At 41.4% G+C, this 13,569-nt stretch carries 17 protein-coding genes; 9 read left to right on the top strand and 8 right to left on the bottom strand.

The genetic code is table 11. The features are described 5' to 3' along the window. Positions 1 to 116 precede the first annotated feature (116 nt). Both recX and ACWF5P_RS16820 read left to right on the top strand, forming a co-directional pair. Positions 117 to 914 (top strand): recombination regulator RecX, encoded by a 798-nt coding sequence (gene recX, locus ACWF5P_RS16825; RefSeq protein WP_452445090.1) that lies wholly within the window; start codon positions 117 to 119, stop codon positions 912 to 914. A 75-nt stretch (positions 915 to 989) separates the two neighbouring features. Further along, positions 990 to 1,301, top strand: a complete 312-nt coding sequence (locus tag ACWF5P_RS16820; RefSeq protein ID WP_063234815.1) for a YfhH family protein — start codon at positions 990 to 992, stop codon at positions 1,299 to 1,301. Positions 1,302 to 1,342: 41 nt separating this feature from the next. Here the strand turns inward: ACWF5P_RS16820 and ACWF5P_RS16815 are convergent, their stop codons facing one another. Continuing rightward, complete coding sequence (locus tag ACWF5P_RS16815) at positions 1,343 to 1,498, bottom strand: small, acid-soluble spore protein K (RefSeq protein ID WP_034305387.1); 156 nt, start codon at positions 1,496 to 1,498, stop codon at positions 1,343 to 1,345. 113 nt (positions 1,499 to 1,611) lie between these two features. Between ACWF5P_RS16815 and ACWF5P_RS16810 the strand changes: the two genes are divergently transcribed. Beyond that, entirely contained in the window at positions 1,612 to 1,878 is a 267-nt protein-coding gene (locus ACWF5P_RS16810; protein ID WP_101225953.1) for a YfhJ family protein, read from the top strand. Between the two features lie 55 nt (positions 1,879 to 1,933). On the opposite strand, the gene ACWF5P_RS16805 is transcribed toward ACWF5P_RS16810, so the two are convergent. Continuing rightward, positions 1,934 to 2,911, bottom strand: coding sequence for a metal-dependent hydrolase (locus ACWF5P_RS16805; RefSeq protein ID WP_260359074.1), 978 nt, complete (start codon positions 2,909 to 2,911; stop codon positions 1,934 to 1,936). A gap of 207 nt (positions 2,912 to 3,118) precedes the next feature. Between ACWF5P_RS16805 and mutY the strand changes: the two genes are divergently transcribed. Continuing rightward, positions 3,119 to 4,237, top strand: a complete 1,119-nt coding sequence (gene mutY / locus ACWF5P_RS16800; RefSeq protein ID WP_434167904.1) for an A/G-specific adenine glycosylase — start codon at positions 3,119 to 3,121, stop codon at positions 4,235 to 4,237. 163 nt (positions 4,238 to 4,400) lie between these two features. Here mutY and ACWF5P_RS16795 read toward each other — a convergent pair whose 3' ends face one another. After that, positions 4,401 to 4,625: a hypothetical protein gene (locus tag ACWF5P_RS16795; protein ID WP_101225956.1), complete on the bottom strand. Its 225-nt coding sequence runs from the start codon at positions 4,623 to 4,625 to the stop codon at positions 4,401 to 4,403. A gap of 67 nt (positions 4,626 to 4,692) precedes the next feature. Between ACWF5P_RS16795 and fabL the strand changes: the two genes are divergently transcribed. The 5 genes from fabL to ACWF5P_RS16770 all read left to right on the top strand — a co-directional run bounded on the left by fabL (position 4,693) and on the right by ACWF5P_RS16770 (position 8,979). Beyond that, a complete protein-coding gene (gene fabL, locus ACWF5P_RS16790; RefSeq protein ID WP_230178804.1) occupies positions 4,693 to 5,442 on the top strand; it encodes an enoyl-[acyl-carrier-protein] reductase FabL in 750 nt (249 codons plus the stop codon). Positions 5,443 to 5,523: 81 nt separating this feature from the next. Continuing rightward, positions 5,524 to 5,799: a gamma-type small acid-soluble spore protein gene (locus tag ACWF5P_RS16785; protein WP_434167903.1), complete on the top strand. Its 276-nt coding sequence runs from the start codon at positions 5,524 to 5,526 to the stop codon at positions 5,797 to 5,799. A gap of 162 nt (positions 5,800 to 5,961) precedes the next feature. Beyond that, a complete protein-coding gene (locus ACWF5P_RS16780) occupies positions 5,962 to 6,216 on the top strand; it encodes a YgaB family protein (RefSeq protein WP_452445089.1) in 255 nt (84 codons plus the stop codon). A gap of 233 nt (positions 6,217 to 6,449) precedes the next feature. Continuing rightward, positions 6,450 to 6,980: a nucleoside tri-diphosphate phosphatase gene (gene ntdP / locus ACWF5P_RS16775; RefSeq protein WP_048685440.1), complete on the top strand. Its 531-nt coding sequence runs from the start codon at positions 6,450 to 6,452 to the stop codon at positions 6,978 to 6,980. Between the two features lie 250 nt (positions 6,981 to 7,230). Beyond that, positions 7,231 to 8,979: an ABC transporter transmembrane domain-containing protein gene (locus ACWF5P_RS16770; RefSeq protein ID WP_434167902.1), complete on the top strand. Its 1,749-nt coding sequence runs from the start codon at positions 7,231 to 7,233 to the stop codon at positions 8,977 to 8,979. 74 nt (positions 8,980 to 9,053) lie between these two features. On the opposite strand, the gene ACWF5P_RS16765 is transcribed toward ACWF5P_RS16770, so the two are convergent. The 5 genes from ACWF5P_RS16765 to ACWF5P_RS16745 all read right to left on the bottom strand — a co-directional run bounded on the left by ACWF5P_RS16765 (position 9,054) and on the right by ACWF5P_RS16745 (position 13,442). Then, positions 9,054 to 9,974: an EamA family transporter gene (locus ACWF5P_RS16765; RefSeq protein WP_230178800.1), complete on the bottom strand. Its 921-nt coding sequence runs from the start codon at positions 9,972 to 9,974 to the stop codon at positions 9,054 to 9,056. A 259-nt stretch (positions 9,975 to 10,233) separates the two neighbouring features. Then, on the bottom strand, positions 10,234 to 10,581 hold the full coding sequence (locus ACWF5P_RS16760; RefSeq protein WP_434167901.1) for a hypothetical protein: 348 nt from the start codon (positions 10,579 to 10,581) through the stop codon (positions 10,234 to 10,236). A 13-nt stretch (positions 10,582 to 10,594) separates the two neighbouring features. Continuing rightward, complete coding sequence (locus ACWF5P_RS16755; RefSeq protein WP_434167900.1) at positions 10,595 to 11,125, bottom strand: NAD(P)H-dependent oxidoreductase; 531 nt, start codon at positions 11,123 to 11,125, stop codon at positions 10,595 to 10,597. Positions 11,126 to 11,143: 18 nt separating this feature from the next. Beyond that, positions 11,144 to 12,763, bottom strand: coding sequence for a DHA2 family efflux MFS transporter permease subunit (locus tag ACWF5P_RS16750; RefSeq protein WP_101225962.1), 1,620 nt, complete (start codon positions 12,761 to 12,763; stop codon positions 11,144 to 11,146). Between the two features lie 40 nt (positions 12,764 to 12,803). Further along, positions 12,804 to 13,442, bottom strand: a complete 639-nt coding sequence (locus ACWF5P_RS16745; protein ID WP_434167899.1) for an HlyD family efflux transporter periplasmic adaptor subunit — start codon at positions 13,440 to 13,442, stop codon at positions 12,804 to 12,806. Between the last annotated feature and the right edge of the window lie 127 nt (positions 13,443 to 13,569).

The raw sequence follows: 13,569 nt of genomic DNA, 5'->3' as shown, positions 1-13,569 counted from the left end.
TTCCTTTCCCTTTCTTTCCTTCACTTTAACATGCCCATGTTCTTTTTTCATTTTTAGACATGCTATATATAGAAATGGTAAACGTAAAGGGGTAAAGTAGTGGAGGGGGTGGATTTATGCCAAACATAACAAAAATAACAACCCAAAAGAAACGTAAAGATCGTTATAACATTTTCGTTGACGAAAAATATGCCTTCAGTGTAGACGAAGAAGTGCTATTTAAATTTCACTTAAAAAAGGGTATGGAACTTGATGACCTGCTTTTGGCTGAAATACAATTCCATGATGAAATCCAAAAAGCATTTACCGATGCACTTAATTATTTATCATACCGGATGCGCTCGGAATCGGAAATTCGCCTTTATTTAAAAAAGAAGGAAACGGAAGAGCCGATCATTAAGGAAGCGATACATAAACTTTACAGCTTTAACTATTTAGACGACCTTGAATTTGCCAAGGCTTACGTACGGACCCATGTGAATGGCGGCAATAAAGGGCCCACTACCCTTAAGCTCGAGCTTAAGGAAAAAGGGGTGCAAGAAAAGTTGGTTGTCGAGGCATTGAAGGAATACCCCTATGATATTCAGATTGAACATGCAAGCAAACTTGCTGGAAAAGCGGTCAAAAAGGAAAAAAACATTTCCGAACGAGCTTTAAAGCTGAAGGTTGAACAAACCTTGTTACGGAAAGGCTTCCCAAGAGATGTCATCCATGAAGCACTTGAAGATGTGACGGTTGAAAAGGATGAAGATGAACAATGGGATTCTCTTTGCCACCATGCCGAAAAAATGCAACGTCGATATAAAAACCATGAAGGCTTCGAATATGAACAAAAAATGAAGCAGGCATTATACCGAAAAGGTTTTCCAATAGAATTGATTGAGCGTTATCTTTCCAATCCTGATGGGGATTAAGTGCATCGATAGCCAAATCACAAAATTTTGTTTAATATAGAGGTAAATTAATATTTCATTTAAGGAGTCATATATATGAGCGACGTAAGATACAGCAAGTTGTCCGCCTATGAACTACAGCAGGAAATTGCAGCGTTGACTGAAAAAGCGAGAAAAGCAGAGCAATTGGGAATGGTTAATGAATTTTCAGTATTGGAACGAAAAGTGACGATGGCAAAGGCCTATTTGTTAAATCCGGATGATTTCAAAAAAGGTGAAATATATCAAATTGACGGAGATCCCGGTGTCTATTTCAAAATTGATTATATGAATGGCGTATTCGCCTGGGGATACCGCTTAGGCGGAAGCGGTAAGGAAGAAGCACTGCCGATTTCAATGTTAAAATAAAAAGGAACCGGGGAACTACCCGATTCCTTCTGGTGCATCTTTTAATTCGATCGCTCGTTTGAGGCTTTCATTCTTTCTTGAGGGTGTGTATTTATACTGCCATCTGCACGCTTTGAAGCATACCTTGCTTTGGCACGAGGCTCGCCTTGGAATTTATTATTGTTTTGGTTGGGGAATCCTTTTTGTTTATTTCGCAAATTTTTCTCCTCCAAGCATCAGATTAAAGACAGAAGCGTTTCCGCTTACCACTAGTATGGGTATGGAACAGTATAGTTCATTCTGTAAAAATATTGGCAATGAGGTGGTTCTAATGAATGATTACCATGAAAGATTAACCAAGATACTGCTTGAGAAAAATGAACACATCACGTATGAGCAAGCTTTGACTTGGGTGGAATTATTATGGGAAGATTTCGAGGCGACCTATGCAAAGGCCGGGCATGAATATGCCGGAGAAGAAATGACATCGCGAGTTGTAAGGACCTGGATTGATAACTACGGTGAGCAATTCCACGAATTCATTGCAAAAAACCCTAAATATCAACAGTTATTAAATCAGCAGAATCGAGTGCATTAAAAAAGCTGATTCCAGAGGGGTTCCCTGGAATCAGCTCTTTTTCAATACGCAGTGACTACAAAATAATATTCAATTTCTTCTGCAGTTTCGCTTCGCTAAAGATCCAGCCGGTATAAGAATTCAAGATATTCAATTCGCTGTCTAAATGGACCACTGCCACAAACGGGTAATATCCATTGCTGCGGTATCTTAAATCGATAAAACGGACTTCATAATATTCTTTAATCTGTTCGATTTCAAATCGGTAAACCGGCGAAAAGGACAGAAAGGCTGCCAAGTTGATATCCTTTTTGGCGGCTTCAAGAATTTCACTTTCAGGCAATGGCACTCGATCGAAGGTATCTAGAATCGTCACATATCCATTATCGGCCCGTGCCACATAATAATTCTTTTCGGTAATCACCGCAATTTTCCAGCGATGAAAACGCATGGTCGGTGATAATAGGATTTTCCTTGCTCCTGGAATTTGCTTTTTGACCACTTTTTTTATAAAAGCTTGTTCCCTGAACCTGGAAATATAATAAATGACGAGTATTCCGTAAATGGAAAGAAATAAATAGCCTGGAGGAAATCCAAAGCCCCATAATATCAGGCCGGCAACATGTATTCCAAAAATGAACGGGTCAAAGGTATTGATGACCCCTAAAGCTACCCATTTTGACGAAATCGGCCTGAGAGCCTGGGTCCCATAAGCATTGAATATATCCACGAACACGTGAAGGAAAACGGCTAAAAAGGTCCAAAGCCAAAGATGAAGGTAATTTGCTTCAGGTAAGATGGCGAAAAGTGCTCCGCTGATAATCAAGGGCCAGAGTAAAACAGCGGGAATGGAATGCGTGATTCCACGGTGGTTTCGTATATATACAGCGTTATTCCTTAATTTTAAAACAGTGTCAATGTCCGGAGCTTGTGATCCCAATATCGTACCTGCTATGACTGCACTTGCAGTGACTGGGCTCTGCGCAATGACAGGATCTAATGTGGCAAGACCTCCAAGAGCAATTCCCATGACAAAGTGAGTACCTGTATCCAAAAAACTAACCTCCCTGCCACAATTTGAAAAAAATGGTCTTCTTTCATCATACCGTATTTATATATTAACCATCAAATGAATATAATTTTGATTTATTTCCGTGAATCTTTACAAATAAATGAATATGAACATGATATTAAAAAAAGAATGGCCTACTATAGGTATTCCCAATTTTGATAAGAGTGTAACATCTTTGGAGGAACTGATGTGAAAGAAATAACGATCCCGACAATAGAAAAAATAAAAATCGATGAATTTCAAAAAGATTTGGTTTCCTGGTTTCTCGAAGAACAAAGAGAATTGCCATGGAGGGAAAATAAGGACCCGTACCGTGTTTGGGTTTCTGAAATAATGCTGCAGCAAACGAGAGTGGACACGGTGATTCCTTATTTCAACCGGTTTGTGGAATGGTTTCCTACACTCGAGGATTTTGCCAATGCCGATGAAGAGAAAATCCTAAAAGCATGGGAAGGGCTGGGATATTATTCACGTGTAAGGAATCTGCATAGTGCCGTTCAGGAAGTGAAGGCATCCTATAATGGGATTGTACCGGATGATCCCGATGAAATATCCAAATTGAAAGGTGTCGGCCCTTATACAGCTGGTGCGATACTTAGTATCGCATACGGTAAGCCGGAGCCAGCCGTTGATGGAAACGTCATGCGTGTTTTATCAAGGATATTGATGATATATGAAGATATTGCAAAGCCGAAGACAAGAAAAACTTTCGAAGCAGCCGTCAGAAAGCTGATCGATCATGAACATACCTCTGCCTTCAATCAAGCGTTGATGGAACTTGGAGCATTGATTTGTACACCAGGTAAGCCTGCCTGCCTATTATGTCCCGTCCAAAGTCATTGTCTAGCATTTGAAGCTGGGGTTCAGTCGGAATTGCCGGTGAAAATCCAAAAGAAAAAGACGCGGGATGTACCAATTGTAGCTGCCGTTTTAACGAATGAAAAAGGTGAGTTTTTAATTCACAAGCGAGCACCAGAAGGATTGCTTGCAAATCTTTGGGAATATCCGAATTTCGAAAACCATTCATCCCTTTTGCATAAGAGGGAGTTCTTCGAAAGTAGGTTTCAGGAAATGTATGGCGTCAAACCGGAAATCACTGAATCACTTGTAAGAATTGAACATGTTTTCTCACACCTCGTTTGGAAAGTGGACACGTATATCGGAGTGGTCAAAGAAGCCATCAGTGAAGAGACATTAAGAGAACAGCAACTTAAGTGGGTGAGTGAGGCAGAGATGGAGGAGTTGGCATTTCCGGTTTCCCACCAAAAAATGATGAGAGCGTATAAAGAAAAAGAGAGTATCGAATAAATCTTTATAGTATTCAAGCATTCGTGGGTTCAATCATATTACATTCTTTATTTTTTGGGTGCGATTTGTATTTCCGTGGGAACAGGGATATTATGCTAAAAGAGGATATCCGCTAAGATATCCTCTTCCTTTTGTTGATTATTAAAGCGATATCCGTATAAAATCAATCGTAAATGGTTTTCGTTCCATGGGTATAATCTGCTTCTTGTCTATTAAGTCCGCCTCTATTTTCAATTTCTTTGACAATTTCGCTATGGATACTCTGTCCTTCTTGGTTTAAATAAGGTACCATTTGTTGAAGGGAGTGATGAAAATAGGCAAGTTCACTATTTTCCCAATCCGATTTTTGCATCATCGATAACTCTGTCATATCACGTCCAACATACATAACAGTAACACTCCTTAAAAAATGATTTTTATTACTAGGTGTTTACTCAGAAAGGATGAATAAACGTATGGAACAAAAAGTGGCACTCGTTACAGGTAGCAGTAAAGGTTTAGGCAGAAGCACGGCAATAAGGCTTGCAGAGGAAGGTTACGACCTCGTTATTAATTATGCCCGGAGCAAGTCGAAAGCATTAGAAGTGGCGGCCGAAATTGAAGCGTTAGGGCGCAAAGCCCTTGTAGTTAAGGCAAATGTCGGTGACGTTGCGAAAGTGAAAAGCATGTTCGAGGAAATCGATGCTTATTATGGACGTTTGGATATTTTCATTAATAATGCGGCCTCTGGAGTGCAGCGCCCATTGATGGAGCTGGAGGAATCCCATTGGAACTGGACCATGGACATCAATACAAAAGCCCTCCTTTTCTGCGCACAGGAAGCGGCGAAATTAATGGAGAGGAACGGCGGAGGGAAAATTGTCAGCATCAGTTCACTGGGCTCCATTCGCTATTTGAAAAATTATACAGCTGTTGGAGTTTCCAAGGCTGCACTTGAAGCACTGACAAGATATTTAGCGGTCGAACTGGCTGCAAAAAATATTTGTGTCAATGCCGTATCAGGCGGTGTGATCGATACGGATGCCCTGAAGTCTTTCCCGAATCGGGATGAAATGCTTGCTGAGGCGGCAGATCAGACTCCCGCTGGCCGGATGGTCGAGGTGGAAGATATGGTGAATACCATCCTGTTTTTAATTTCCGATGGAGCCAGTATGATTCGTGGACAAACCGTAATTGTTGATGGAGGCATTTCATTGCTTGTTTAATGTAACTGGAAAAATTTAAATGATTTTTGTTGGATAGCACTCCTGGATAATGGTTATCTTATTATCGTGGAGGTGATATCAATGGCTAAAAACATGAATAAATCACAAGCAGGTACAAATGTTCAACAAGTGAGACAACAAAACGCGCAATCTCAACAAGGTCAAGGCCAATTCGGTACAGAGTTTGCTTCTGAAACTAACGTTCAAGAAGTGAGACAACAAAACGCGCAATCTCAACAAAGAAAAGGCCAAGGTCAAGCACAAGGCCAATTCGGTACAGAGTTTGCTTCTGAAACTAACGTTCAAGAAGTGAAACAACAAAACCAAAAATCTCAAAGCAATAAAAACCAAGGCTAATTGCCGATGAAAAAGCATCCTTCTTATGAAGGGTGCTTTTTTTTGCCTTTCATTGTATTCGACAAATGTTTCGTTGTGTTTACATTTTATGTCAAAGGAAAAAGCTGATTAAAATAGAATATACATACTTATAGAAAAAATACAGATTAGGAAGGTGCATTCATGGAGGAATTTAACCGGCTTATTAACGACCAGTTGAAAACGATGGATAAGCTTTTACTTTTACAATCCGAAATCGAAAGATGCCAAGATATAGAGAAGCAACTCCTTGCCCTGGAAGAGGAGAGTGAAGCGGTCACCATTCAGGAAGAGATTCAACTCAAAAAGCAGGAATTGAAAAGTATCCATGATATGTTCGAGAAGCAAACGGAAGAAGTCATCCGTTATTTTCAGCAAGGACAGGCTGCCATACGATAAATAACCGGCTAATTTCTTAGTTAAAATGGGTGGATGGTCAGACTTTTTCGACTTATTTACACATTTTCACTGGGAGATTAGCCACTTTTGTTTTAAATTTGTGAATAAATCGCTATAATATAGGAATATAGGGTAAATGGAAAAAAGTATATATTTTAAATACACACAACAACTGCAAACGGAATAGGGCACAGTACGCTGTCAGGGTGTCTATAGAAAGTAGGGAGAGATAAATGGGGATTGTTCCTGCCGAAGGAGGAAAAATCCAAATCCACAGCTATAAACATAATGGACATATCCATCGTATCTGGGAAGAGACAACCGTTTTAAAAGGGACCCAAAATCTGGTGATAGCAGCGAATGACCGTACTATGGTAACGGAATCAGATGGAAGGACCTGGATTACGAGAGAGCCGGCGATTTGCTATTTTCATTCAAAGTATTGGTTTAATGTTATTGGTATGTTGAGAGAGGACGGGGTTTATTATTATTGCAATATCAGTTCGCCGTTCACATACGATTCGGGAGCATTGAAATACATTGATTATGACCTGGACATTAAAGTATTCCCAGATATGACGTTTAATTTGCTGGATGAGGATGAATATGAAAGGCATCGGAAAGAAATGAATTACCCGGATGCCATCGATTCAATATTGAAACAGAACGTAGACTATTTGATTTATATGATACGCCAGCGAAAAGGACCATTCTCCGCAGAGTTTATTGATAGTTGGTATGAACGCTTTTTAACCTATCGATGATAGAAAAGGCCTGCTGCTTAATTGGCAGGCTTTTTCATTGTGTAACATATATCTACACAACTGTTTCAATCTATCACGATGCAGGAACCATTAAACCTCCTTTAAATGTGTTTGAAAGTTAGTGAATGAAATCCTTTTGATACTTAATCATCGAAAAGGAAAATATAATTGAACAGTGCATATAAGATTCCAAATTGCTGTTATGGACTTTTTTCATTTGGATTTAATGATTCAGAAAAGGAGGTATTCCGTGGGGAGCATTAAGAGATATTTGCAATTCGTCAAACCATATAAATGGCAGATAATCGGAACGGTACTGATTGGATTGCTAAAGTTCGCAATTCCGCTTCTGCTTCCATTGCTCAGTAAGTATATAGTGGATGACATCATCGGAAATGGTGACCTGTCCAAAGCCGTGAAATCCGAACGCCTTTTATGGGCAATGGCCATCATGATTTTCATTTTCGTTGCAGTTAGACCGCCGATTGAGTATTACAGACAATATTTTGCGCAATGGACCGGAACGAAAATCTTATATGATATTCGTAATGATTTATTTACTCATATACAGAAACTGAGTTTTAAATATTATTCCAATACAAGGGTGGGCGAGGTCATTTCGAGGATGATCACGGATGTGGAACAAACGAAGAACTTTGTCATCACGGGTTTGATGAACCTTTGGCTCGATATAGCAACGATCATCATAGTGATAGTCATCATGTTTACAATGGACGTGAAGTTAACCGTTGTATCGATCATCATGCTTCCTTTTTACGCATTTTCGATTAAGCATTTCTTTGGCAAGCTGAGAACCTATACAAGGATTCGATCCCAAGCGTTAGCTGATGTACAGAGTCACCTTCATGAACGGGTTTCAGGGATGTCAGTCATCAAAAGCTTTGCGATAGAAGACAGGGAACAGGAATTGTTTGCGAAGCAAAACAAGAATTTCCTCGATAAGGCCCTAAAGCATACAAGCTGGAATGCCAAGTCATTTGCCGTCGTGAATACGATCACGGATATTGCCCCCTTGCTCGTAATAGGATTTGCCGGTTATCAGGTCATTCATGAACAATTGTCACTGGGTACCATGGTTGCCTTCGTCGGTTTCATTGACCGGCTTTATAATCCCCTCAGACGTTTAGTTAACTCTTCGACGACAATGACCCAGACATTGGCGTCCATGGACAGGGTTTTTGAGTTTGTGGATGAGAAGTATGATATCGATGACGAACCAGGGGCGAAAGAGCTTAAGCATGTGGAAGGCAGAATAACCTTTCAGGATGTATCGTTTGCTTATGACGAAAAAGAGGCACCCGTTTTGAAACATATAAACTTGGATGTCAAACCAGGGGAAACCATTGCACTTGTCGGGATGAGCGGCGGCGGGAAATCCTCGATCGTCAGTTTGATTTCCCGTTTCTATGATGTGACGGAGGGAAAGGTATTATTGGATGGGACGGATATCCGTAAGTATCAAGTCCGCTCTCTAAGAGATAAAATAGGAATGGTTCTACAGGATAATATCTTATTTAGCGAATCGGTTAAGGCCAACATCCTTATGGGACGACCTGATGCAAGTGATGAAGAAGTATTTGAAGCGGCAAAGGCGGCGAATGCCCATGACTTCATCATGGGTCTGAAAGAAGGATATGAAACGAAAGTCGGGGAGCGGGGAGTTAAATTATCCGGAGGCCAAAAGCAACGAGTGGCCATTGCGAGGGTATTTTTGAAAAACCCGCCAATCCTTGTACTTGATGAAGCCACATCCGCATTGGATTTGGAAAGTGAACACTACATCCAGGAGGCGCTGGATATTTTAGCGAAAGACCGGACAACCATCATCGTGGCCCATCGGTTATCCACCATCACCCATGCCGATCGGATCGTTCATATCGATAATGGGGAAATTACGGAAATGGGAACACACGAAGAACTTATGAAAAAGCAAGGGCATTACTACAACCTATTTCAAGTACAACAATTGGATTCTTAAGAAGAAAAGGAAAAACAATATACAAAAGAAGACCATTCCTCTAACGGGAATGGTCTTTCTTGTGCGCATGCACGTTATGAAATCCTTTTTTCATGCATCGTTTTTTTTCTGTCAGGAAGGAAATGCGGCAGATGCTTTATTCCCTCAGGCAAGGCGATGCCTACGATGATCAAGCACATCCCGAACCATTGCAGTGACGTAACCTGTTCATGCAAAAAGATGACGGAAACGACCATCGCTGAGGGCAGTTCCGCAGCACAAAGAATCGTTCCAAGGCCGACACCCACTTTGGGCAAACTGACAGCAAAGAAAAAGAAAGGAACTAAAACACCCAATGTGCCGAGCAGCAGACCGTAGTACCATAGGTTCGTTTGGACAAGATTCGTCACAAGTGTGACGGGATTAGTTGTGAATACAGCAGTCAGCATACCACCTGTTGCAATGTAAAACAGCCGTTTCATTGAAGATTCCCCAACTGCGAATTGAGAGTTGCAATACATATATAGCGCAAAAAGCAAGGCAGACAATAGACCGAACAATACGCCTTTTAGGCTTAGGCCGGATAGAGGCTGACCAAAGATCGCGCCTGCCAATAATGTTCCGATGAAGAGAACGAAAATGGCAATGAGTTTATTTTTATCCGGGCGTCTTTTATTTATGAAACTTTCAATGAGGACGCCTATCCAGGTAAATTGAAATAAAAAGACAACGGCAATGGAAGCGGGAAGCTCGGATACGGAAACGGCATATGCCTTTCCGACGAAAGTGGACATCATGCCCGTGATTAAAAGTAATCCGGCACTCTTCCATGAAACTTTATATTTAAACGAAAAAAGAAATAACACGGAGACAATCAGCCAACCGACGAGGTATTGACTGCCGACCAGTTCTCCGGATGAATGGCCATCCATGAATCCAAACTTCATCATGGTGGATAATGTGCCATATGAGATCGAACCGATTAAGACCATTATGGAATACTTCAAAAGTTGCATATTTTTCACCCCTGTAAAAATAAAAATCGCCACCTGCCAAAAAGGCAAGTGACGAACGAAAAAAGGAAATCCTTTTAAAATTCCGTCTCTCAACAAAAGCTGAGTTTAAAAAAATGTTTGTGTTACATTACCTTAGCTTAAAGTCTTTGTGAATATTTGTCAACCAGAAAAATAAGTTAAGCCTGCAGGTCTATCTTTAAGCTAAAGGCAGTGTGGAAAACCCCAAAAGAGGCGAATATGCCGAATGGGGTGACGTGCTTCAATCGCCATTTTGCCGGAAGTCTTCCAATGTACCACGGTATTCCTTGTCTTTCATTTTGCGAAGATTAGGCTTTTTTTCTGCAGTTGGCTTATCATTTGGCTTTTGATTGTGAAGCTTGGAAAGTGCCAAACGATAATCCTGATCTTTCATTTTCAATTCATCATTGTCTGCTTGGGAGATGATTTCGGTTACGGAATCATCAGCCGAAGAGAAAGCGGACTCTTCCAACGAGTTCTCTTCCTCGACACCCGGCGGCTTACCTTCAGGGGATAAGGCTTTGATATTGTATGTGATCAAGCCCGTAACCGCTAATATGGCAACGATGATAATTAGAATTATGCCCATTGAATCAAGCCTCCTAGAGCTCGTTTATGAATGAACAGGTGACATGGGCAACCCGTTTTCCTAATGCTTCTCCAAGCTGCAAGTCATTTTTGGTGATGTTGTCATCCACACCGGGCGGACAGCTTATTCCTACTCCATAGTAGGAGCCATATAAGGCGTTTTCCGGGACAGTGCCGGGCAAGCCAACTATGATCATGCCTTGATGAAGCATAGGGGTGATTAAGTTCAGCATTGTAGCCTCGAGTCCGCCATGTACGGTGGCCGTCGTACAGAACACAGCACCCACTTTATTGATCAGCGCACCTTCCGCCCATAGATACCCAAGTTTATCAATCCATGTTTTCAAACTCGAACTGATGGTGCCGAAATGACCGGGACAGCCCCAAATGATGGCATCCATTTCCTGGAGCTTATAAACATCCGCCTCGTTCACATGGTCAATGAGAACCTCAGCGCCGGGGACCGCGGCGGCCCCATGAGCTATTGATTCGGCAAGTGCTTTCGTATGGTTGCCTTCACTGTCGTAAACAACATAGATCTTCATTTTTATTCCCCCATTTAATTAAACCGATTTTTTTACTGGTGAAGGAAGCAAAGGTACATCCAAGTGTTCTTGTTTAGCTTTTTTCATTGCTTTGTCCTTCCGAACGTCACGTAAAAACAGTGAAAGAACGATACCGGCAATTGCAAAGCCTGTTGCCCAAAAGAATGCATCATTGATTCCCATCACATTTGCTTGACCCTGGATTTGTGAAGAAATCAGCGACATGGCAGTTTCCTGTGCCTGTTCACTAGTTTGATTCATCGAACTCATGATGGATTGAACGATTGTTTGGAAATTCTGAACAAAACCGGGATCACTCGTACTCATTTCCGTTCCTAAAGCAGTTCCATGGAAAGATGCACGGGTTGTATAAATGGTTGTGACGAAGCTCGTACCAATGGCTCCGGTCACTTGTTTAAGCGTATTGCTCATTGCCGTACCATGTGTATTCAAATGCTTGGGAAGCTGATTCATCCCAGCAGTCATGATCGGCATCATCAGTAAAGACATTCCAAGTGCGCGGATGGCATAGATGATGACCAAAGTCGAATAGGTAGTTTCCGTAGTCAATTTAGCAAACTCAAAGGTTGTGACGGCAGTAATCGCTAAACCAATTAGTGCTAATGGACGAGGTCCGATTTTGTCAAATAATGCTCCTGAAATGGGTGACATCACCATCATCACAAGGGCTCCGGGTAACATCAATAGGCCGGATTGAACTGGTGTGAAGCCTCTTAAAGTCTGTAAATATATAGGTAATAAGAATATCCCGGTAAACATGGCCACTGTGACGATGGCGGAAATGATATTCGATAATACGAACATGTCATACTTAAATACACGGAAGTCGAGCATAGGTGTTTCCGATTTAAGCTGTTGAACCACAAAAAGCGTCAAAAGGATCAGCCCGATGATGATCGTTCCCAGAACGATGGGATCCGTCCAGCCTTTGGAACCCGCTTCACTGACACCGTATAGTAAGGATGCAACTCCCAGCAAGGATAGAGACGCACCCAACAAATCCAATTTGATTTTCTTTGGTTCTGCTACATTACGCATACTTAAAAAGGCGAGTGTCATGACTATCATGCCTAATGGCACCATTGCGTAGAACATGACCCGCCAGCTATATTCCTGAATGACCCAACCAGATAAAGTCGGGCCGATTGCAGGGGCAAACATAATGGCAAGTCCAAAGATTCCCATGCCTTTCCCGCGCATTTCCGGAGGGAAGATGAAAAGAATGATCGTCATGACCAATGGCTGCAGGATCCCGCCGCCAGCCGCCTGAATCAGCCGGCCTGTAAGGATGACGGGGAAATTTGGTGCGATGCCGCAGATGAATGTCCCGATGGTGAATAAAAACATGGCAGCAAGGAATAAAATGCGCGTGCCAAACCGTTCAATTAAAAAAGCGGACAGTGGGATCAAGGCTCCATTCACGAGCATGAATCCAGTTGATAACCATTGAATCGTAGTCGCAGCTACATTGAATTCTGCCATCATCCTGGGCATGGCGACACTAAGCAGGGTTTGATTCAAAATGACCATGAACAAACCTAGCATTAAGATAATTAACATGGGGGCAAACTGCTTCATTCCCTTGTTTTCATTTACTGTGATGGTTTGAGAAGCCATTTAAAGAAAAGCCTCCTTTCTGTATAACTGTGTAGCCATTTTATTTAGTTGAAATTTTCACTTCTGCGTTCATTCCAGGCAGAACTTTATCGGATGGTGCTTTGATGGAAATTTTAACTGGTACTTTTTGAGTGACTTTCGTATAGTTTCCGCTGCTGTTTTGATTGCCCATCACTGAAAAGACGGACGTTGTAGCATAACCGATCTGTTCCAATGTACCTTCGAAGATAGTATCGGGATCTCCATCGATGATAATATCTACGCTGTCACCTTTTTCGATATCCTTTAATTTATTTTCTTCAATATTAGCCGTTATGGACAGATCATCCATATTGATGGTCTGAGCCAGCGTTTGACCCGCTTGAACAAGCTGCTCATCATGCACTTGTGTTTTAACGATAGTACCCTGTGCTGCGGTTTTTACCGCTTCTTTTCCATCTAAAGTGGTTACATTGGCAACATTGTCATCCTTACTTACACTGTCTCCTTCATGTAAGTCCCAATCTGCTAATTTACCGGCAGCGGGGGCAACGATGGTATATAGCTCTCCTGAAACCTTCGCTTCATCCGTTTTAATGAAATTCGTGCTTTCATAATAGTAAAAAGCCCCACCGGCTAATACCGCTATGATAATAACCAAACCAATGACATTGATTAAAACTAAACGTCCTCTATTCACTTGTTTCGCCTCCAAAAAATATTGATGATGTATTCCTTTTTTTCGATACTGTTCACTAGCCAGAAATGACTACGCCTCCTATTCTAATGTTTATTTGTTAAATTAAATAAATATTAACTTTTATAAG

Source organism: Peribacillus sp. NPDC055009 (assembly GCF_053608705.1).
Note: the sequence above shows the minus strand (reverse complement) of the source record. Positions and strands in the feature narration are given on the sequence as shown.